The sequence below is a fragment of the Salmonella sp. 32010601201800023SM genome, from assembly GCF_017572235.1.
In the GTDB taxonomy this organism is placed as follows: domain Bacteria; phylum Pseudomonadota; class Gammaproteobacteria; order Enterobacterales; family Enterobacteriaceae; genus Salmonella; species Salmonella enterica.
Genome location: NZ_JAGEQS010000009.1, coordinates 118355 through 139743 on the forward strand (window position 1 = coordinate 118355; position 21389 = coordinate 139743).

Annotated in this window: 18 protein-coding genes; 17 read left to right on the plus strand and 1 reads right to left on the minus strand. The window is 49.5% G+C overall.

All coding sequences use genetic code 11. The annotated features are described in order from the left end of the window. The first annotated feature begins 3 nt into the window (after positions 1-3). From yihS to J4617_RS21400, 13 genes are all read left to right on the plus strand, one after another. Positions 4-1245, plus strand: a complete 1242-nt coding sequence (gene yihS, locus J4617_RS21340) for a sulfoquinovose isomerase (protein WP_017465950.1) — start codon at positions 4-6, stop codon at positions 1243-1245. Positions 1246-1316: 71 nt separating this feature from the next. Beyond that, positions 1317-2219, plus strand: coding sequence for an aldose-1-epimerase (locus J4617_RS21345; RefSeq protein WP_024132191.1), 903 nt, complete (start codon positions 1317-1319; stop codon positions 2217-2219). A gap of 88 nt (positions 2220-2307) precedes the next feature. After that, positions 2308-3183: a sulfite exporter TauE/SafE family protein gene (locus J4617_RS21350; RefSeq protein ID WP_000345334.1), complete on the plus strand. Its 876-nt coding sequence runs from the start codon at positions 2308-2310 to the stop codon at positions 3181-3183. A gap of 123 nt (positions 3184-3306) precedes the next feature. After that, positions 3307-5343, plus strand: a complete 2037-nt coding sequence (locus J4617_RS21355; RefSeq protein WP_017465951.1) for an alpha-glucosidase — start codon at positions 3307-3309, stop codon at positions 5341-5343. Positions 5344-5388: 45 nt separating this feature from the next. Continuing rightward, positions 5389-6771, plus strand: coding sequence for an MFS transporter (locus J4617_RS21360; protein WP_000084233.1), 1383 nt, complete (start codon positions 5389-5391; stop codon positions 6769-6771). A 45-nt stretch (positions 6772-6816) separates the two neighbouring features. Continuing rightward, the gene (locus J4617_RS21365) at positions 6817-8235 is read left to right on the plus strand and encodes an MFS transporter (RefSeq protein ID WP_001112785.1); all 1419 of its coding nucleotides are present in this window, start codon (positions 6817-6819) and stop codon (positions 8233-8235) included. A gap of 67 nt (positions 8236-8302) precedes the next feature. Next, positions 8303-8995: a porin OmpL gene (gene ompL, locus J4617_RS21370; RefSeq protein WP_000838828.1), complete on the plus strand. Its 693-nt coding sequence runs from the start codon at positions 8303-8305 to the stop codon at positions 8993-8995. Positions 8996-9151: 156 nt separating this feature from the next. Continuing rightward, positions 9152-10000: an STM4015 family protein gene (locus tag J4617_RS21375; RefSeq protein ID WP_017465953.1), complete on the plus strand. Its 849-nt coding sequence runs from the start codon at positions 9152-9154 to the stop codon at positions 9998-10000. A gap of 12 nt (positions 10001-10012) precedes the next feature. Further along, positions 10013-11038 carry an STM4014 family protein gene (locus J4617_RS21380; RefSeq protein ID WP_077907196.1) on the plus strand — a complete coding sequence of 342 codons (1026 nt, stop codon included), beginning with the start codon at positions 10013-10015 and terminating at the stop codon, positions 11036-11038. Next, positions 11031-11906 carry an STM4013/SEN3800 family hydrolase gene (locus tag J4617_RS21385; protein ID WP_022544682.1) on the plus strand — a complete coding sequence of 292 codons (876 nt, stop codon included), beginning with the start codon at positions 11031-11033 and terminating at the stop codon, positions 11904-11906. The genes J4617_RS21380 and J4617_RS21385 overlap by 8 nt, the downstream gene beginning before the upstream one ends. A gap of 1 nt (position 11907) precedes the next feature. Further along, positions 11908-13149: an STM4012 family radical SAM protein gene (locus tag J4617_RS21390; RefSeq protein WP_017465956.1), complete on the plus strand. Its 1242-nt coding sequence runs from the start codon at positions 11908-11910 to the stop codon at positions 13147-13149. Then, positions 13146-14024, plus strand: a complete 879-nt coding sequence (locus tag J4617_RS21395) for an STM4011 family radical SAM protein (protein WP_017465957.1) — start codon at positions 13146-13148, stop codon at positions 14022-14024. Before J4617_RS21390 ends, J4617_RS21395 begins: the two co-directional genes overlap by 4 nt. Next, on the plus strand, positions 14009-14743 hold the full coding sequence (locus J4617_RS21400; protein WP_001523763.1) for a Cof-type HAD-IIB family hydrolase: 735 nt from the start codon (positions 14009-14011) through the stop codon (positions 14741-14743). Before J4617_RS21395 ends, J4617_RS21400 begins: the two co-directional genes overlap by 16 nt. 54 nt (positions 14744-14797) lie before the next feature. Here J4617_RS21400 and typA read toward each other — a convergent pair whose 3' ends face one another. Next, complete coding sequence (gene typA / locus J4617_RS21405) at positions 14798-16621, minus strand: ribosome-dependent GTPase TypA (RefSeq protein ID WP_000572064.1); 1824 nt, start codon at positions 16619-16621, stop codon at positions 14798-14800. A gap of 375 nt (positions 16622-16996) precedes the next feature. Here typA and glnA point away from each other — a divergent pair, with 375 nt between their 5' ends. From glnA to J4617_RS21425, 4 genes are all read left to right on the plus strand, one after another. Continuing rightward, complete coding sequence (glnA, locus tag J4617_RS21410) at positions 16997-18406, plus strand: glutamate--ammonia ligase (protein WP_001271699.1); 1410 nt, start codon at positions 16997-16999, stop codon at positions 18404-18406. A gap of 274 nt (positions 18407-18680) precedes the next feature. Next, complete coding sequence (gene glnL / locus J4617_RS21415; protein WP_000146194.1) at positions 18681-19730, plus strand: nitrogen regulation protein NR(II); 1050 nt, start codon at positions 18681-18683, stop codon at positions 19728-19730. 8 nt (positions 19731-19738) lie between these two features. Beyond that, a complete protein-coding gene (gene glnG / locus J4617_RS21420) occupies positions 19739-21148 on the plus strand; it encodes a nitrogen regulation protein NR(I) (protein WP_001188782.1) in 1410 nt (469 codons plus the stop codon). A gap of 112 nt (positions 21149-21260) precedes the next feature. Continuing rightward, on the plus strand, positions 21261-21371 hold the full coding sequence (locus tag J4617_RS21425; protein ID WP_001578131.1) for a YshB family small membrane protein: 111 nt from the start codon (positions 21261-21263) through the stop codon (positions 21369-21371). Positions 21372-21389: the final 18 nt, after the last annotated feature.

Below are 21389 nucleotides of genomic sequence, written 5' to 3' on the forward strand. Positions count from 1 at the left end.
AGAATGAAATGGTTTAACACATTGAGCCACAACCGCTGGCTGGAGCAGGAAACCGACCGCATCTTTAATTTCGGTAAAAACGCCGTGGTGCCGACAGGCTTCGGCTGGCTGGGAAATAAAGGGCAAATTAAAGAAGAGATGGGCACCCATCTTTGGATCACGGCGCGTATGCTGCACGTTTATTCCGTGGCGGCGTCGATGGGCCGACCGGGCGCTTATGATCTGGTCGATCATGGCATCAAAGCCATGAACGGCGCGCTGCGCGATAAAAAATACGGCGGCTGGTATGCCTGCGTTAACGATCAGGGCGTGGTAGATGCCTCTAAACAGGGTTATCAACACTTCTTCGCCTTGCTGGGCGCGGCCAGCGCCGTCACGACCGGTAATCCTGAAGCCAGAAAATTGCTGGATTACACCATAGAAGTGATTGAGAAATACTTCTGGAGTGAAGAAGAGCAGATGTGCCTGGAGTCCTGGGACGAAGCCTTTAGCAAAACCGAAGATTACCGTGGCGGTAACGCCAATATGCACGCCGTCGAAGCGTTCCTGATTGTTTATGACGTTACCCATGACAAAAAATGGCTGGATCGCGCTATCAGAATCGCATCAGTCATTATTCATGATGTAGCCAGAAATAATCATTACCGTGTTAATGAACATTTCGATTCACAGTGGAATCCTATCCGCGACTATAACAAAGAAAATCCAGCACACCGTTTCCGTGCATTTGGCGGTACTCCAGGTCATTGGATCGAATGGGGTCGTTTAATGCTGCATATCCACGCAGCACTGGAAGCCAGATGCGAACAACCCCCTGCATGGCTGCTGGAAGACGCGAAAGGTTTGTTCCACGCTACGGTACGTGATGCCTGGGCTCCGGATGGAGCAGACGGCATTGTGTATACCGTTGATTGGGAAGGGAAACCCGTTGTACGTGAACGTGTACGCTGGCCAATTGTAGAAGCGATGGGGACAGCCTATGCCCTCTATACCGTAACAGGGGATCGTCAATACGAAACCTGGTATCAAACATGGTGGGATTACTGCATTAAATACCTGATGGACTATGAAAATGGTTCCTGGTGGCAAGAATTGGATGCTGACAACAAGGTGACAACTAAAGTCTGGGACGGTAAGCAGGATATATACCATCTGCTGCACTGTCTGGTAATTCCACGCATCCCGCTCGCTCCAGGGCTGGCACCAGCCGTAGCAGCAGGTTTGTTAGATATCAATGCGAAATAAATAAGCCTGGTAACGACGGCATATCAGCAAATGAACATTGCATATGCCGTTGTTTAGTAAGGGTATCTAATATTAAGGTGATATGTATGCATAGTGGTGGGAATACGATATTACTCGCTGCAGGTGATTACCGGGCGCAAATAGTTTCAGTGGGTGCCGGTCTTGCCGAATTAACCTGGCAGGGCAAGCATCTGGTTATACCTCATAAACCAGAAGAGATGCCTCTTGCTCATCTGGGTAAGGTATTAATCCCTTGGCCAAATCGTATTGCCAATGGTATCTATCAGCATGATGGGCATGAGTATCAGTTGCCGATTAATGAACATGGCTCTAACGCCGCTATTCACGGCTTGCTTGCATGGAGAGACTGGCAAGTTGATGAATTAACAGCCACAAAAGCCTCGTTCTCCATATTTTTACCGCCAAGCTATGGCTACCCATTCGCATTGATTTCGCAGGTTATTTACTCACTGGACACAACAACAGGGCTGTCCGTTGAAATAATTAGCCAAAATATCGGCGATAAACCAGCACCTTATGGCGTCGGTGTTCACCCCTACTTAACCTGTGACTTAGCACCTGTTGATGATTATACGCTGCAACTTCCTGCAAAAGAGGTTTTTGCTTTCGATACACAGTCTAACTCATCAACGTTACTACGCGTCGATGAGCTGAATCTGGACTATTCCATCCAACAAAAAATTGGTGATAAACGGATTGATCATACTTTCAAAACTTACAGCGAGCGATGGGAGGCGAAAATTATTAACCATCAACAGGAACTGGCTGTTAGTTTATGTTCCGATCAACCGTGGCTTCAGGTCTATAGTGGCGAAAAGTTGAATCGCCGGGGATTAGCTATCGAACCGATGAGTTGTCCGCCGAATGCCTTTAATTCTGGGATCGACTTACTATTACTTAAACCAAAACAACAGCATATATTGTTTTTTAATATTTGTGGTGAATGCATATAGTTCATGTATTTATTTGTGCAGGATACCTATTACCCTGACTTAAAACAGTCAAAGTAATATTTTAGAATTTGATAATGAAGGAATTATAATGGATTTCTTTAATTTATTTACACCTGATGGCGTGATGTTGGAACCTGGTGTTATATACACCGTTATCGCCTTAATGTTTCTTTATACATTCGTAGGAATATGTGCTGGCTTTGGTGGTGGATTGACTACCATGCCGCTCATAACCCTAATGCTACCTGTAAAAATGGCAACACCACTTTCTGTTATTGTCGGAACAGCGACCGCCATTTATGCCACATGGTTATCTCGTAAAGAAACGGACTGGCGATCGGCTGCCGTTCTTATCGGCTTCTCTTTTCTTGGCATTCCGGTAGGTTTATATGCACTTTCCTATCTACCTGATCACATAATGAAAATAGGATTGGGTGGTTTTCTTATTCTCTACTCATTCTACAGTATGTTTATTCCCCGTCTACCCATCTATGACAGACGTTGGATTGCTGCACCGTTAGGGGCGATAGCTGGGGCGCTAGGAGCGGCCTTTTCCACAAATGGACCGCCAGTTGTGATGTATGGAATGCTACGTAACCTTGGCCCAGCCGCTTTTCGCGGTACGCTGAATGCATTCTTTACGGCAAACAACATTGCAGTTGTCGGCGGCCTGGCAACCAGTGGAATATTAACAATTTCAACATTTAAACTGGTTATTTTCTGTATCCCTACCATGATACTCGGTTCCTTAGTCGGGCAATATGTTCATAAGCGTATTTCGGTAAAAGTATTCCGCGTTTTAGTATTTTTATTATTAATTGCTTCGGGTGCAATGTTAATAAAAGGTGCATTAGGTGTTTCAGCGGCTACTGCGCTTCTACCACCATTTGTACTGTTGGCAATATTACAAATACTTTTAGGCAAAAAAATTGCTGAGATTCGTAAAGTGGATGCCAGCAAATAATAAGTGCTTGCTTTGTTCAGGCGCTACTTCAAGAGTAGCGCATAACTATTTAAGGCTAATGAATAATAACGAATCATAAACAATCAGTATGCTCGCGTTCCTCAATTTCATGGAGAATATTTTATGAGCACGCAAAGTAAGCATTTATCCTCTGTCCTGATAGAAAAGAACATTGAGGGCTTTACGCTGACGTACCACCAGCGCCTGATTTTACGCCACAGCGCCGAAACCCCCTGTCTGTGGATTGGCGCGGGCGTTGCCGACATTGACATGTTTCGCGGCAACTTTAGCATCAAAGACAAACTTAACGAAAAGATTGCATTAACGGAGGCCACCGTCAGCGAGCTACCTGACGGCTGGCTGGTACAATTCAGCCGTGGCGCAACAATTAGCGCCACCCTTCGCATCTCCGCCGATGAGGCGGGACGCCTGCAGCTGGATCTGCAAAACGACGACCTGCACCATAACCGTATCTGGTTACGCCTCGCGGCTAATCCAGACGACCATATCTACGGCTGCGGCGAACAGTTCTCTTATTTCGATTTGCGCGGCAAGCCGTTCCCGCTGTGGACCAGCGAACAGGGCGTTGGCCGTAATAAAACCAGCTATGTCACCTGGCAGGCAGACTGTAAAGAGAACTCCGGCGGCGACTATTACTGGACCTTCTTCCCGCAACCGACCTTTGTCAGCACGCAGAAGTATTACTGCCACGTCGATAATAGCTGCTATATGAATTTCGACTTCAGCGCGCCGGAGTATCACGAACTGGCGCTGTGGGAAGATAAAACTACGCTACGTTTTGAGTGTGCCGACACCTACATCGCCCTGCTGGAAAAACTGACTGCGCTGTTAGGTCGCCAGCCGGAGCTGCCGGACTGGGTTTACGACGGCGTCACGCTAGGCATTCAGGGCGGTACGGAAGTTTGCCAGCAAAAACTGGATACCATGCGCAACGCAGGCGTAAAAGTGAACGGTATTTGGGCGCAGGACTGGTCCGGTATCCGCATGACCTCCTTTGGCAAGCGCGTGATGTGGAACTGGAAGTGGAATAGCGACAACTATCCACAGCTGGATAGCCGTATCAAACAGTGGAAAGAAGAAGGCGTCCAGTTCCTCTCTTATATCAACCCATACGTCGCCAGTGATAAAGACCTCTGCGCCGAGGCGGCGAAACACGGCTATCTGGCGAAAGACGCCACGGGCGGCGACTATCTGGTCGAGTTTGGCGAATTCTATGGCGGCGTGGTCGATCTGACCAATCCTGAAGCTTACGACTGGTTCAAAGACGTCATCAAAAAGAACATGATCGCGCTCGGCTGCAGCGGCTGGATGGCGGATTTCGGCGAATATCTGCCGACCGACACGTATCTGCACAACGGCGTCAGCGCAGAGATCATGCATAACGCCTGGCCTGCGCTCTGGGCGAAGTGTAACTACGAAGCGCTACAGGAGACCGGCAAGCTCGGCGAGATCCTGTTCTTTATGCGTGCGGGTTACACCGGCAGTCAGAAATATTCCACCATGATGTGGGCAGGCGACCAGAACGTTGACTGGAGCCTTGATGATGGTCTGGCCTCTGTCGTGCCTGCGGCATTGTCGCTGGCGATGACCGGCCACGGTCTGCATCACAGCGATATCGGCGGCTACACCACCCTGTTTGACATGAAACGCAGCAAAGAGTTGCTGCTGCGCTGGTGCGATTTCAGCGCCTTTACGCCGATGATGCGCACCCATGAAGGCAACCGCCCCGGCGATAACTGGCAGTTCGACGGCGACGCGGAAACTATTGCCCACTTTGCCCGCATGACCACCGTCTTTACCACGCTGAAACCGTATCTCAAGCAGGCGGTGGCGCAAAACGCGGCTACCGGTCTGCCGGTCATGCGTCCGCTATTCCTGCACTACGAGAACGATGCCGCAACCTACACCCTGAAATATCAATATCTGCTCGGTCAGGATCTGCTGGTCGCGCCGGTTCACGAGCAGGGGCGTTGCGACTGGACGCTGTACCTGCCGGAAGATCACTGGGTGAATATCTGGACCGGCGAAGCTCACCACGGCGGTGAAATTACCGTGGATGCGCCCATTGGCAAACCGCCGGTCTTCTATCGCGCGAAGAGCAAGTGGGCTTCACTTTTTGCTTCTTTACGGAATATCTAATACGGCTCGCCCGCAGGGAAACCTGCGGGCAGATGGAGAAAAATAATGAGTCAGACCTCTGCTGATCCGGCAACGCTACGCCTGCCGCTTAAAGAAAAAATAGCTTATGGCATAGGCGATCTGGGTTCCAATATTCTGCTGGATATTGGAACACTCTATTTGTTGAAATTCTACACAGATGTCCTCGGTCTTCCGGGAACCTATGGTGGGATTATTTTCTTAATCGCTAAATTCTTTACCGCATTTGCCGATATGGGCACTGGTATTGTGCTCGACTCGCGGCGAAAAATAGGACCGAAAGGTAAATTTCGCCCGTTCGTTCTGTATGGCTCATTCCCTGTAGCACTGCTGGCTACAGCCAACTTTATAGGAACACCGTTAGAAATTACGGGCAAAACGGTCGTCGCAACGCTGCTGTTTATGCTGTATGGATTATGCTACAGCCTAATGAACTGCTCTTATGGCGCGATGGTGCCAGCTATAACCAAAAATCCAAATGAACGTGCCTCGCTGGCAGCCTGGCGCCAGGGCGGATCCACCTTAGGCCTTCTCATTGGCACCGTTGCTTTTGTACCAGTTATGAATTTGATTGAAGGCAATCAACAATTGCAATATGGCGTAACCGCTGCTCTTTTCTCGTTATGCGGGCTGCTATTTATGTGGCTTTGCTATGCGGGTGTCAAAGAGCGTTATGTCGAGGTCAAACAGGCTGATTCCGCACAAAAAGCAGGAATTTTGCAATCCTTTCGCGCCATCGCCGGTAACCGCCCGTTGTTTATTCTGTGCGTCGCCAACCTTTGCACCCTTGCGGCATTTAATGTCAAACTGGCGATTCAGGTCTACTACACCCAGTACGTGCTGAACGATCCGATTCTGTTGTCCTATATGGGATTCTTCAGTATGGGTTGTATCTTCATCGGCGTATTTTTAATGCCTACCGCTGTACGCCGTTTTGGTAAGAAAAAAGTCTATATCGGCGGACTGCTAATTTGGGCCGTGGGTGATTTGCTTAACTACAGCTTCGGCGACAGTTCGGTGAGCTTCGTGGCCTTCTCCTGTCTGGCATTCTTTGGTTCAGCATTCGTCAACAGCCTGAACTGGGCGCTAGTCTCGGACACAGTGGAATATGGTGAATGGCGTACAGGTGTTCGTTCCGAAGGGACGGTTTATACCGGGCTCACCTTCTTTCGCAAAATGTCCCAAGCGTTGGCTGGATTTTTTCCCGGATGGATGCTTACTCAAATTGGCTACATACCCAACGTGGTGCAATCAACCAGCACTGTTGAAGGATTACGTCAGTTGATCTTCATATATCCTTGTGCCCTCGCAGTGTTGGCCATGATTACAATGGGCTGTTTTTACAACCTCAACGAGAAAATGTACATACGTATCGTTGAGGAAATAGAAGCACGTAAACGTACTGCTTAACAATAATGATGACTGATGCCCTTCGGGGCGTTGTAAGGAGTGGTTATGCCTGACCATGATCCGCTAACGCTAAAACTAAGCTTGAGAGAAAAACTCGCTTACGGTGCGGGTGATATTGGCTCTAATCTAATGCTAAGCATTGGCACATTATATTTGCTCAAGTTTTACACAGATGAGCTAGGAATGCCTGCATATTATGGCGGGGTTATTTTCCTCATAGCAAAATTCTTTACTGCATTTACAGATATGCTAACCGGATTTCTTCTCGATTCTCAAAAAAACATTGGAATCAGAGGGAAATTTAGACCTTTCATTCTGTATGCAGCAGTACCATCAGCAATTATTGCGACAGTTCAGTTTATTGCTACAACATTTAGTCTGCCGATAAAGACCGCTATTGCTACCGGTCTATTTATGTTATTCGGACTGTTTTACAGTCTAATGAACTGTTCATATGGCGCTATGATCCCAGCAATAACAAAAAATCCAAATGAACGCGCACAACTGGCAGCTTTCCGGCAGGGAGGGGCAACAATAGGATTATTAATCTGTACGGTTGCTTTTATTCCACTTCAATCTTTATTCTCTACAACTACCATTGGTTATGGTTATGCAGCCTTAACTTTCTCTATCTTTGGTTTCATTTTTATTATGTTATGTTATAAAGGAACCAAAGAACATTACATTGAACCCCCATCGCCGGGACATAAGGCAAGCATCATCAAATCATTTTGTGCAATTTTTCACAACCCACCACTATTAGTTCTATGCATTGCAAATTTGTGTACACTAGCAGCATTTAATATCAAGCTCGCTATTCAGGTTTATTATACCCAATATGTACTAAATGACATTAACCTATTATCCTGGATGGGTTTTTTTAGTATGGGCTGTGTAATTATTGGTGTTTTGTTAGTTCCCTGGACCGTAAAATGCTTTGGCAAGAAACGCGTGTATTTAGCAGGTATGCTTTTATGGGCCGCGGGCGATGTTTTAAATTATTTTTGGGGTTATAACTCCTTTTATTTTGTCATTTTTTCTTGTATCGCCTTCTTCGGTACCGCTTTCGTCAACAGCCTGAACTGGGCGCTGGTTCCGGATACGGTTGACTACGGTGAATGGAAAACGGGTATTCGCGCTGAAGGCTCGGTGTATACGGGTTATACCTTTTCCCGCAAAATTTCCGCTGCGCTTGCTGGCTTTTTGCCAGGTATTATGCTGACGCAAATCGGTTATATCCCCAACATAGCTCAAAGTGACACCACGTTGCTTGGTTTGCGTCAGCTCATTTTTTTATGGCCTTGCGGTCTTGCCATTATCGCAGCACTAACGATGGGCTTTTTTTATAAGCTCAATGAACAACGTTTCGCTTTTATTATCGAGGAAATTGCCCAACGAAAGAAAACAGGTAATCAAATTGTCGCGACTAATAATAAACAAAGTATTTCTACTGTAAATAATTAAACGACGCTTGCCGCTTTATCCATCCCGATGGATGGCGGCTTCCCTATATTTGAAAAATGGATTTATTATGAAATCTCTGAATACTCTAGTGATATTAACTTCAGTAATATCCACCTCTGTTTTTGCTGGCGCTTATGTAGAAAACCGTGAGGCCTATAACCTGGCGTCTGACCAAATGGAGTTTATGCTGCGCGTCGGCTATAACTCCGATATGGGGGCCGGAATTATGTTGACCAATACCTATACGCTACAGCGTGATGATGAATTAAAGCACGGTTATAATGAGATTGAGGGCTGGTATCCATTATTTAAACCTACAGATAAATTAACCATCCAGCCTGGCGGGTTAATAAACGACAAAAGCATTGGTTCCGGCGGCGCCGTCTATCTGGATGTTAACTATAAATTTACCCCGTGGTTTAATCTTACGGTACGTAACCGATATAATCACAATAATTATAGTTCAACCGATTTGAATGGCGAACTGGATAATAATGACAGCTATGAAATCGGTAACTATTGGAATTTTATCATTACCGATAAATTTTCTTATACCTTTGAACCACACTATTTTTATAACGTTAATGATTTTAATAGTAGTAATGGTACGAAGCATCATTGGGAAATCACCAATACCTTCCGTTATCGTATCAATGAACACTGGTTGCCCTATTTTGAATTACGCTGGTTAGATCGTAACGTGGGCCCCTACCATAGAGAGCAAAACCAGATTCGTATCGGGGCGAAGTATTTCTTCTGATATTATCGCCTCTATTTTTCGAATCTGCATCACAGCGGGTAGTTGTTCTGCCCGCTCATTCATCCTGAATCAGACTCCCGATATCCCGTCTCTAAGCGCCATGATAATATTCGCAAAGCGTTTTACCATATTCATGCTTATAGAGAAGGGAAACAAATGAATAAGCGATTTAATATTGATTGGGACAATGAATTAACCCAGGAACAGCTCATTAATTTGATTTTAACCGATGAAGATCTGCCAAAGCTTCGCTCACTGACCATTGGTAACTGGGGTGATTGTTGGGAAGACGAAACCTGCCAGCCTATTATTGATATGATTGTGGAGAACGCCTCCCGCTTTACTCACCTGGAATCACTGTTTATCGGTGATATGGAGAGCGAAGACTGCGAGATCTCCTGGATTAAACAAGGTGACTATTCCAGGCTCTATGCGGCGTTACCCAATCTGAAAGAACTGATTATTAAAGGCGCGTCGGATCTGCGACTGGGCGCTATACATCATGAGAAACTGGAGCACCTGGAAATCATTTCCGGCGGCATCCCTTCTAATGTGCTTGCCGAACTACAAAATGCGCAGCTCCCTGCATTAAAAACGCTGAAGCTCTTCCTGGGCGTAGAGGAATACGGTTTTGACGGTTCGCTGGATGACGTGATGACGCTGGCATCGAAAGATCTTTTCCCTCAGCTCACCCATCTGGGGTTGATGAACAGCGAAGAGCAGGATGATATCGCCCGCCGGGTGCTGGAAAGTAATATCCTGCCGCAGCTTAACGTGCTGGAACTCTCATGCGGTACCTTAACGGACAACGGCGCAGAGGCGCTGCTGGAGCATAAAGACCGAATTGCGCATCTGGAAACACTCGATCTCCACCACCACTATTTGACGCCGGAGATGCAGGAAAAGCTAAAAGCCACACTGCCGATAAACCTGAATCTTTCAGAAGCTCTGGAGCCTGATGATTACGATGGCGATATTTATATGAATGCGATGTACACCGAGTGATTGTGTAGGGGAATGTGCACATTCCCCTACACAACGATAAAGGGATTTATTGTGATTACGCTCATTGGCCCCCGTCAGAGCAAGCGCACGCATTATTTTATGCAGGCTGCCGCCGTACTTGGGGAACCCGTCACGGCGCTGACTCATCCGCAAGCGCTGGACGCTTCGCTGACCTCTGGCATCGTTAAAATCGACCCGCCAGTACACAGTGAAACAGACATCCGCAAAATAAACGCGATCGGTCTGGACTATATCCATTTTTTGCAGAACATGGCGGCGCGTCCTGGCGTCACCTGGCTTAACCATCCGGCGGGCCTCATTCACCTGTTGGATAAAAAACTCTGCAAGCGGCGCTTACTGGAACACGGCATCCCCACGCCGCCATTGGTAGCGGAAGACGTAAAAAGTTTTGCACAGCTCACCGCCATCATGGAGGAAAAAAGGGTCGCCAGCGTGTTTATTAAGCCCTCGCTGGGTTCTGGCGCGGCGGGCGTTATCGCTTTGCGCCGCCACCCTGATGGCATAAAGCAGGTGCTTTACAGCGCGATTGCCATATCAGGACAACAGCTATTTAACAGCAAAAAAATCCAACAATATCGTCAGAAAGAAGATATCCAGCTCATTATTGATGGCGTTCTTCAGCAGGAAAACCTCGTCGAACAGTGGCTGCCCAAAGCCAGCGTAAAGCATAAAACCTATGATTTACGCATCGTCTGCCTGGATGGCGAAATTATCTGGCGTGTGGTCAGAACCTCCTCGCAGCCCATTACTAACTTACATCTGCAAAACCAGGCTTACTGCTTCGAAAGTCTGGAGTTATCTGCCGCAAAAGTGACTGAGATCGATACGCTCTGTCAAAATGCCATGCGGCTTTTCCCTGGCATTCGCTTAGCGGGTATTGATGTTTTACTTACCACCAGCCTGACGCCGTATATTATTGAAATTAATGGCCAGGGTGATTTGATTTATCAGGATGCGCAGCAGAATAATCTAATTTATCAGGCGCAAATCCGGGCCATGAGGAAGCAAAATGTATAATTCAATGGATGAAGTCCCCGTCTCGCTGCACGCGTCGATTGACACAGGCGATGGCGAATTCAATATGAATACGCTAATTAGTAATAACGCTCATATTCTTTTTATTGTGCTGGACTCGTTACGCTACGATATTGCGCTTCAGGAACAAACCGCCGGAAATACGCCCAACCTTAATCATTATGGACAATGGACGAAATGCGAGGCGGTCGGTAATTTTACCTGGCCTTCGCATCACGCCATGTTTTCAGGTTTTATGCCAAAACCTATTGATTATACCGTTAATCAGACCATGCTGTTTTTCCCAAAAGATATCGGACTTGGTCGTAAAGGGCCGAAAAATGCATTTGCCTTTGATGACGCAACATGGATAAAAAGTCTGGAAAATAAAGGCTACCAGACCATCTGTATTGGCGGCGTCTCTTTCTTTAATAACCGCTCCGGCATGGGAAAAGTGTTCCCGTCGATGTTTAAAGAGAGTTACTGGCATCCACGCTTTGCCTGTACGGTTAAAGAGAGTATGGATAACCAGATCCATTATATCCAGAAAATCATGGCCGAACGTGCTGGCAGCCAACCGGTCATGATGTATATCAATATCGACACGATTCATTACCCTAACCATTTTTACGTTGAGGGCGCGGCCCCTGGCGATACCGTTGAGACCCATGCCGCCGCGCTACGCTATATCGACGCCCGCATCGACGGATTACTAAACATTTTCCGCCAAACCGGCGGCGAAACGTTCGTTATTGTCTGCTCCGATCACGGTACCTGCTATGGCGAAGACGGGAAATATTTCCATAGTTTTAATCATCCGATCGTTAATACCGTTCCCTATATGCATTTCTTGCTGAGCTGTAATCATTAATATGAATAACAATGATATTTATCGTCAGTATATGTACAGTTATCCGCATAAGACGGCTTATCGGGAGCTGGAGAACGTCAGTTTTAGCGAAGTAAAACAGCGCATTTACGAGCACGACACACATCTGTATGTTCATATGCCGTTTTGTCAAAGTCGCTGCGGGTTCTGTAATTTATTTACCTGTACAGGCGCAGATAATACGTTCATTGATAGCTATATCGACGCGATTATTACCCAGGGCCGACAAATGGCGCTGGCGCCCGTCCACTGGGCAAGCTTTACCGTAGGCGGCGGCACACCTCTGCTATTAAACATTGCGCAATTAGAAAAGTTATTTTTTTCCGCCTTTGATGTGCTCAATGTTGACTGGAATATTTATAAAACGATTGAAACTTCCCCTACGGATACCACAGCAGAAAAAGTAGCGCTATTAAACGCCTTTTCCGTTAATCGCGTCAGTATTGGCGTACAAAGTTTTCATGATGGCGAGTTACATACGCTGCATCGCCGCCACAATGCCGCCAGCGCGCACCAGGCGCTGGAATGGCTAAAGGCGGGTCATTTTCCATCACTCAATATTGATATTATTTACGGCATTCCCGGCCAGACTCACGCAAGCCTGACGGAATCGTTACATCAGGCGCTCGTTTATCAACCGGAAGAGCTTTTTCTTTATCCGCTTTATAATATGCCTCGCCAGGAAAATATGCATAGCTACTACATTTTAGCCCGCGATCTTTTACGCAACGCGGGCTATACCCAAACGTCCATGCGCCGTTTCGTCCTTAATCCAGCGCCATCCGCCGCGGCGGAAAGCTGCGGATTTGAAAACTCACTGGCGCTCGGCGCGGGCGGCAGAAGTTATCTTGGCAATCTGCATTACTGTTCGCCGTGGTCGTCGAACCTGCAGACATCACGAAAAATCATTCAGGCGTTTATCGACAGCCCGGATAAAACCGTCATTAATCACGGTTATCTGCTCCCCCCTGATGAAATGAAACGCCGCTTTATCATTAAAAATCTATTTTTCTGGCAGGGACTTTCTCTTAGCGATTATCAGCAATATTTTGCCAGCGATGCGCTAAGGGATTTCCCCGACCTGGAACGCTTTATACAGCAAGGCTACTGTTATCAGAATAGCAGTCGCCTCCGGCTAACGGAGACCGGTATGGCATTATCCGATTGCCTTGCTCCTGTGTTCGTTTCGCCTGAGGTGATGCTACGGGAGAATCGGCAGAGATGAGTACCCCCGCCCTGCGCGATATTCACACGCTGTTTTATCGCGGCTATCTTAAATCGTGTAATTATCATTGCGGCTATTGCCCGTTCCATAAACACGCCCGTAACGATAAAAAACGGGACGAAGCCGCGCTATGGCGCATGGTTGACCATTTGCCTCTTTTAGGTACGCCGTTGAATGTGATGATTACGCCCTATGGCGAGGCGCTACGCTTGCGTTATTACATGGCGGCGCTGGCAGAAATTAGCCGCTATCCTCATGTTCAGGCGGTCGGCATACAAACTAACGCCTCTTTTTCGTTAATGTCATTGCTGGAGGCATTTCGTGCTGGCGGCGGAGATATCTCAAAGCTTCGGTTATGGTGTTCTTTTCATCCCTCACAAATTACCGCTGAGCGCTTTCTCCAGCAGTGTTTAGCGCTCTCTGCCGCCGGAATAACCTGGTGCGCGGGGGCTGTCGCCAGTATGAAAGATATCGACCAGTTTCGTTGGCTACGCCAGCAGTTGCCTGACCAGAATTATTTTTGGTTTAACGCCAACGAGTGTGCCAATACCCGGCATACCGTGGAGGAAACCATCGCCTTCAGAGAACTCGATCCGCTGTATGTGATTGAAACGCAGCAGTGGCCGGCGCAGCTGGATATCTGTACCGCAGGAAGAAAAAGTATTTTTATGAATGCAGAAGGCGATCTTTTTGCTTGTCATATCAGCAAAATTAAAATGGGTAATTTATATCAGCAACGGCTTAATTCTCCCGCCTGCCAGGCAAAACAATGCCACTGTTTTCTCGCTTATCAGCACCGTCTCGATATTCCATTGCTGAATCACCTGGATACCTCACGCTGTTTTAGGATCGGGCGCTCATGCGATATCGTTTAATCGCTTTTGATCTTGATGGAACGCTGCTAAACCGTAATAAACAAATTCTGCCAGAGTCGCTAACCGCCATCCGTCAGATGCAGGACATGGGCTGCCGAATAATGCTTGTCACCGGCCGCTCTCATCGTGAAGCCTATGCGTATTATCAAACGCTGGCGCTCACCGAACCGATGATCTGTTGTAACGGAAGTTATATTTATCAACCGGCTCAACAGCAGATCCTTGATCCGCTGCCGCTGACGCACTTACAAACGGAAAAAATACTGGCGCGGGTATATCCGCTTAAACCGACAATTCGTGCTGATGATAAAATAATCTTTCAGGCTGATGAGCTAAGCAGTAGGGAGAATATTTGGCAAATCAGCATCGTTCATCGGCACATAAAACAACTACAAAATATTGCTGAGTTTATACAGCATGAATTACAGCTAAGCTGTACCTGGTCCTGGCATCATCAACTGGATATTCTCCAGAAGGGGTGTAGCAAAGGGCAAAGCCTCGCCAGATATGCACAGCAACAGCATATCGCAATGCGCGAAGTGATGGCGTTTGGCGATAATGATAACGATGCGGAAATGCTACGTTTAGCCGGATTGGGCGTAGCGATGGGGAATGCCAGCGCCCGGGCAAAGGTTTATGCGGACAGCGTCATTGGTCGGCATAATACGCCAGCGATTGCTGATTTTTTGGCAACCTTATCCCTTTCTCAACGTGAATAAAAAAACCCCGCCGAGCTTTCATTTCGGCAGGGTTTTTATCCGTAAGAGCGTTAATTACTCTTCTTTCTGACCACGGTTCGCACGGCGGCGATCGTTTTCCGTCAGGTGACGTTTACGGATACGGATAGAGGTCGGGGTGACTTCTACCAGTTCGTCGTCATCAATGAACTCCAGCGCTTGCTCAAGGCTCATTTTAATTGGCGGAACCAGAATCACCGCTTCATCCGTACCAGACGCACGCATGTTGGTCAGTTTCTTACCGGTCAGGCAGTTTACCGTCAGGTCGTTGGAGCGACTGTGAATACCAATAATCTGGCCTTCATAAACTTCCGCGCCGTGACCCAGGAACAGCTTACCGCGATCCTGCAAACCGAACAGCGCAAACGCCACCGCTTTACCCTGACCGTTAGAGATCAGTACGCCGTTCTGACGCTGACCCACTTCACCCGGACGAATATCGTCGTAATGGCTGAAGGTGGAGTACAGCAGACCCGTACCGGAAGTCATGGTCATGAATTCTGAACGGAAACCAATCAGCCCACGGCTTGGGATCACGTAGTCGAGACGTACGCGGCCTTTACCGTCCGGATTCATGTTTTTCAGGTCGCCTTTACGCTCGCCCAGCGCCTGCATGACAGACCCCTGGTGCTGCTCTTCGACGTCCAGCGTCACGTTTTCGTACGGCTCTTGTTTACGACCGTCGATTTCACGGAAGATAACTTTCGGACGGGAAACCGCCAGTTCGAAACCTTCACGACGCATATTTTCAATCAGCACGGACAGGTGCAGTTCGCCACGACCGGATACACGGAACGCATCCGCATCTTCGGTTTCTTCAACGCGCAGCGCCACGTTATGCACCAGCTCTTTGTTCAGACGGTCAAGAATCTGACGAGAAGTCACAAACTTACCTTCTTTACCGCAGAACGGCGAGGTGTTAACGCAGAAGAACATAGACACGGTCGGCTCATCAACGGACAGCGCCGGCAGCGCTTCAACGTTCTGCGGGTCGCAGATGGTGTCGGAAATGTTCAGCTCGCCCAGACCGGTGATCGCAATAATATCGCCCGCTTCGGCGATATCGCTGTCGATACGCTCCAGACCCAGATGCGTCAGCACTTTACCTACTTTCGCGTTACGGGTTTTCCCTTCACTATCGATGATAGTGACCTGCTGGTTCGGCTTCACTTTGCCGCGTTTGATACGGCCAATGCCGATAACGCCAACATAGTTGTTGTAGTCCAGCTGGGAGATCTGCATCTGCAACGGACCATCGAGGTCAACGTCCGGCGCCGGAACATGATCAACAATCGCCTGATATAGCGGGGTCATGTCTTCCGCCATATCTTCGTGGTCCAGACCCGCGATACCGTTCAGCGCCGAAGCGTAGATGATCGGGAAGTCCAGCTGTTCGTCGGTCGCGTCGAGGTTAACAAACAGGTCGAATACCTGGTCAACAACCCAGTCAGGGCGCGCGCCAGGACGGTCAACTTTGTTGATAACCACAATGGGTTTCAGGCCATGAGCAAAGGCTTTTTTGGTCACGAAGCGCGTTTGCGGCATCGGGCCGTCAAATGCGTCAACCACCAGCAGCACAGAGTCAACCATGGACATGACGCGCTCTACTTCACCACCGAAGTCAGCGTGCCCGGGAGTATCAACGATGTTGATACGGTAATCATTCCATTTAATAGCGGTGTTTTTAGCGAGGATAGTAATACCACGCTCTTTCTCCAAATCGTTGGAGTCCATCACTCGCTCTTGAGTTTCGGCACGCGCGTCGAACGTACCGGATTGCTGGAGCAGCTTATCAACCAGGGTAGTTTTACCATGGTCAACGTGCGCGATGATGGCGATGTTACGCAAATTTTCGATCACAACTTTGCCTCAGGCATTAGAAATAGCGCGTTATTGTACACGGATTAATCGCACTACAAAACAGGATCACAAACATCCTCCGCAAACAAGTATTGCAGAGTCTCTTTGTGATCGCTTTCACGGAGCGTTAAAAGGGTGGCTTGCGTTCTATTGCACCAATGTGGTGCTTAATGTTCACATTGAAGCACTATTTTGGTGCAACATAGTCACCGTGGTGCAGCCCTTTTGCACGATGGTGCGCATGATAACGCCTTTTGGGGGCAATGTGAAAGTTGGCACAGATTTCGCTTTATATTTTTACGGCGACACGGCCAGCAGAATTGAAGATCTCGTTACCACGACGACCGACCATGACCAATCCGGGAGAGTACAAGTATGTCCGCTGAACACGTTTTGACGATGCTGAACGAGCACGAAGTGAAGTTTGTCGATCTGCGCTTCACCGATACCAAAGGCAAAGAACAGCACGTCACGATTCCTGCTCATCAGGTAAATGCCGAATTCTTTGAAGAAGGCAAAATGTTTGACGGCTCCTCTATCGGCGGCTGGAAAGGCATTAACGAATCCGACATGGTGCTGATGCCAGACGCATCCACCGCAGTGATTGACCCGTTCTTCGCGGACTCTACCCTGATTATCCGTTGCGACATCCTGGAGCCTGGCACTCTGCAAGGTTATGACCGTGACCCACGTTCCATCGCAAAACGTGCGGAAGACTACCTGCGCGCGACCGGTATCGCCGATACCGTCCTGTTTGGGCCGGAACCTGAATTCTTCCTGTTCGACGACATCCGCTTCGGCGCATCTATCTCCGGCTCACATGTTGCGATTGACGATATTGAAGGCGCCTGGAACTCCTCTACCAAGTACGAAGGCGGCAACAAAGGCCATCGTCCGGGCGTGAAAGGCGGTTATTTCCCGGTTCCGCCAGTTGACTCCGCGCAGGATATCCGTTCTGAAATGTGTCTGGTCATGGAGCAGATGGGCCTGGTCGTTGAAGCGCACCATCACGAAGTAGCGACCGCAGGTCAGAACGAAGTGGCGACCCGCTTTAACACCATGACCAAAAAAGCCGACGAAATTCAGATTTACAAATATGTCGTGCATAACGTGGCTCACCGCTTCGGTAAGACCGCGACCTTTATGCCAAAACCGATGTTCGGCGATAACGGTTCCGGTATGCACTGCCACATGTCGCTGGCGAAGAACGGCACCAACCTGTTCTCTGGCGACAAATATGCCGGCCTGTCTGAACAAGCGCTGTACTACATCGGCGGCGTCATCAAACACGCCAAAGCCATCAACGCCCTGGCGAACCCGACCACCAACTCCTACAAGCGTCTGGTCCCGGGTTACGAAGCGCCGGTGATGCTGGCCTACTCCGCCCGTAACCGTTCCGCCTCCATCCGTATTCCGGTGGTGGCGTCTCCGAAAGCGCGCCGTATCGAAGTTCGCTTCCCGGACCCGGCGGCTAACCCGTATCTGTGCTTTGCCGCCCTGCTGATGGCCGGTCTGGACGGGATTAAGAATAAGATTCACCCGGGCGAAGCCATGGACAAAAACCTGTATGACCTGCCGCCGGAAGAAGCGAAAGAGATCCCACAGGTAGCGGGTTCTCTGGAAGAAGCGCTGAACGCGCTGGACCTGGACCGCGAGTTCCTGAAAGCAGGCGGCGTGTTCACGGATGAAGCGATCGATGCGTATATTGCGCTGCGTCGCGAAGAAGATGACCGCGTGCGTATGACCCCGCACCCGGTAGAGTTTGAGCTGTACTACAGCGTTTAATCGTATATTAAAAATCCGACGAATTTCGCGTTGCTGCAAGGCGGCAACTGAGCACATCCCCAGGAGCATAGATAGCGATGTGACTGGGGTAAGCGAAGGCAGCCAACGCAGCAGCAGCGTGAAAGGCGTCAGGAGTTTTTGAGTTGCCGTGGAAACTTTCAGCCCATCCCAGGATGGGCTTTTTTCTCCACCAACAATCTGATCTCACGCGCTTTTTAGTAGTAAAAAGCTATAATGCACTAAAATGGTGCAACCTTTTCCAGGAGACTGCTGAATGGCAAGCGGCATACAGCCCGATGCTGGGCAGATCCTCAATTCGTTAATCAACAGCGTGCTGGTGGTCGACGACGCGCTGGCAATCCATTACGCCAATCCTGCCGCGCAGCAGTTGCTCGCGCAAAGCTCACGCAAACTGTTCGGGACGCCGTTACCTGAACTGTTGAGCTATTTTTCGTTAAACATTGACCTGATGCGCGAAAGTTTAGCGGCAGGGCAAGGCTTTACCGATAACGAAGTGACGCTGGTGATTGATAGTCGCTCGCACATTCTCTCTTTGACCGCCCAACGTCTGCCCGACGATTTTATACTGCTCGAAATGGCGCCGATGGATAACCAGCGTCGTCTGAGTCAGGAGCAGTTGCAGCACGCGCAGCAAATCGCCGCCCGCGATCTGGTGCGCGGTCTGGCGCACGAAATCAAAAATCCGCTCGGCGGCCTGCGCGGCGCGGCGCAGCTACTCAGCAAGGCGCTGCCCGACCCGGCGCTAACGGAATATACCAAAGTCATCATTGAACAGGCCGACAGGCTACGCAACCTTGTCGATCGTTTACTGGGGCCGCAGCACCCGGGAATGCACATTACCGAGAGCATACATAAAGTCGCGGAGCGCGTGGTGGCGCTGGTGTCGATGGAACTGCCGGATAATGTCCGGCTTATCCGCGATTACGACCCCAGTCTGCCAGAACTGCCGCACGACCCGGAACAAATTGAGCAAGTACTGCTGAATATTGTCCGCAATGCCTTGCAGGCGCTGGGGCCGGAAGGCGGCGAAATTACGCTGCGTACCCGTACCGCCTTCCAGTTAACGCTGCATGGCGAACGCTATCGCCTGGCGGCGCGTATAGACGTTGAAGACAATGGGCCGGGCATTCCTCCCCATTTACAGGATACGCTGTTCTACCCGATGGTCAGCGGTCGCGAAGGCGGCACCGGGCTTGGGTTATCTATCGCCCGCAATCTTATCGATCAACACGCCGGCAAAATTGAATTTACCAGTTGGCCGGGGCATACCGAGTTTTCGGTTTACCTGCCGATTCGGAAATAGAGGTGTTTATGCAACGAGGAATAGTCTGGGTCGTCGATGATGATAGTTCCATCCGTTGGGTGCTTGAACGTGCTCTCGCCGGGGCAGGGTTGACCTGTACCACCTTTGAGAATGGTAATGAAGTACTGGCTGCGCTGGCCAGTAAAACGCCGGACGTCTTGCTGTCGGATATCCGAATGCCGGGAATGGACGGGCTGGCGCTATTAAAGCAGATTAAACAGCGTCACCCGATGCTTCCGGTCATCATTATGACCGCGCATTCCGATTTAGATGCCGCCGTGAGCGCCTATCAGCAGGGGGCGTTTGATTATCTGCCTAAACCGTTTGATATTGATGAAGCCGTCGCTCTGGTCGAGCGCGCGATTAGCCACTATCAGGAGCAGCAGCAGCCGCGTAATATCGAGGTTAACGGCCCGACAACAGACATGATAGGCGAAGCGCCCGCCATGCAGGATGTGTTTCGCATTATTGGTCGGCTGTCGCGTTCTTCGATTAGCGTGCTGATTAACGGCGAATCAGGGACCGGTAAAGAACTGGTCGCCCATGCGCTTCACCGCCATAGCCCACGCGCCAAAGCGCCGTTTATCGCGCTCAATATGGCGGCCATCCCGAAAGATTTGATTGAATCCGAACTGTTTGGCCATGAGAAAGGCGCTTTTACCGGGGCGAATACCATCCGGCAGGGCCGTTTCGAGCAGGCTGACGGCGGCACGCTGTTTCTGGACGAAATTGGCGATATGCCGCTGGATGTCCAGACTCGTCTGTTACGCGTGCTGGCTGACGGACAGTTCTACCGCGTGGGCGGGTACGCGCCGGTAAAAGTGGATGTGCGCATTATCGCCGCCACCCACCAGAACCTCGAACGACGCGTTCAGGAAGGGAAATTCCGCGAAGACCTGTTCCACCGCCTGAACGTGATTCGTATCCATCTTCCGCCGTTGCGCGAGCGCCGTGAGGATATTCCGCGCCTGGCGCGCCATTTTTTGCAGGTCGCCGCCCGTGAATTAGGTGTGGAAGCCAAATTATTACATCCGGAAACCGAAACGGCGTTAACGCGCCTGGCATGGCCTGGTAACGTGCGTCAGTTAGAAAATACCTGCCGCTGGCTCACCGTCATGGCCGCCGGACAGGAGGTGTTGATCCAGGATTTACCGGGCGAACTGTTTGAAGCCTCGGCGCCGGATAGCCCGTCCCACCTGCCGCCGGATAGCTGGGCGACATTACTGGCGCAATGGGCGGACCGCGCCTTGCGATCCGGTCATCAAAACCTGCTTTCTGAAGCGCAGCCAGAACTGGAGAGAACGCTACTGACCACGGCGTTACGCCATACGCAGGGTCATAAACAGGAAGCCGCCAGGCTGCTCGGTTGGGGGCGAAACACCCTAACGCGGAAGTTGAAAGAGCTGGGAATGGAGTAAACATTACCCGCGAGTGTAAAGATTAATAATTGAGCGCAAAACGCTGCTATTTTGCGCTTTACTGTTCCGATGAGTTCAGTATGATCATGCCCGGCAAACGGGGGGATTCATTATGTTAGAATCTATTATTAATCTGGTATCGAGTGGAGCGGTCGACAGCCACACGCCACAAACTGCGCTAGCCGCCGTGTTGTGTGCCGCGCTGGTGGGACTGTTCAGCTGACAATGTGCCGGATGGCGC

What these genes read in the sequence shown, in the direction of transcription:
- yihS (WP_017465950.1), top strand. Translation starts at nt 4, where the DNA reads ATGAAATGGTTTAACACATTGAGCCACAACCGCTGGCTGGAGCAGGAA.
- J4617_RS21350 (WP_000345334.1), top strand. Translation starts at nt 2,308, where the DNA reads ATGGATTTCTTTAATTTATTTACACCTGATGGCGTGATGTTGGAACCT.
- J4617_RS21355 (WP_017465951.1), top strand. Translation starts at nt 3,307, where the DNA reads ATGAGCACGCAAAGTAAGCATTTATCCTCTGTCCTGATAGAAAAGAAC.
- J4617_RS21360 (WP_000084233.1), top strand. Translation starts at nt 5,389, where the DNA reads ATGAGTCAGACCTCTGCTGATCCGGCAACGCTACGCCTGCCGCTTAAA.
- J4617_RS21365 (WP_001112785.1), top strand. Translation starts at nt 6,817, where the DNA reads ATGCCTGACCATGATCCGCTAACGCTAAAACTAAGCTTGAGAGAAAAA.
- ompL (WP_000838828.1), top strand. Translation starts at nt 8,303, where the DNA reads ATGAAATCTCTGAATACTCTAGTGATATTAACTTCAGTAATATCCACC.
- J4617_RS21375 (WP_017465953.1), top strand. Translation starts at nt 9,152, where the DNA reads ATGAATAAGCGATTTAATATTGATTGGGACAATGAATTAACCCAGGAA.
- J4617_RS21380 (WP_077907196.1), top strand. Translation starts at nt 10,013, where the DNA reads ATGTGCACATTCCCCTACACAACGATAAAGGGATTTATTGTGATTACG.
- J4617_RS21385 (WP_022544682.1), top strand. Translation starts at nt 11,031, where the DNA reads ATGTATAATTCAATGGATGAAGTCCCCGTCTCGCTGCACGCGTCGATT.
- J4617_RS21390 (WP_017465956.1), top strand. Translation starts at nt 11,908, where the DNA reads ATGAATAACAATGATATTTATCGTCAGTATATGTACAGTTATCCGCAT.
- J4617_RS21395 (WP_017465957.1), top strand. Translation starts at nt 13,146, where the DNA reads ATGAGTACCCCCGCCCTGCGCGATATTCACACGCTGTTTTATCGCGGC.
- J4617_RS21400 (WP_001523763.1), top strand. Translation starts at nt 14,009, where the DNA reads ATGCGATATCGTTTAATCGCTTTTGATCTTGATGGAACGCTGCTAAAC.
- glnA (WP_001271699.1), top strand. Translation starts at nt 16,997, where the DNA reads ATGTCCGCTGAACACGTTTTGACGATGCTGAACGAGCACGAAGTGAAG.
- glnL (WP_000146194.1), top strand. Translation starts at nt 18,681, where the DNA reads ATGGCAAGCGGCATACAGCCCGATGCTGGGCAGATCCTCAATTCGTTA.
- glnG (WP_001188782.1), top strand. Translation starts at nt 19,739, where the DNA reads ATGCAACGAGGAATAGTCTGGGTCGTCGATGATGATAGTTCCATCCGT.
- J4617_RS21425 (WP_001578131.1), top strand. Translation starts at nt 21,261, where the DNA reads ATGTTAGAATCTATTATTAATCTGGTATCGAGTGGAGCGGTCGACAGC.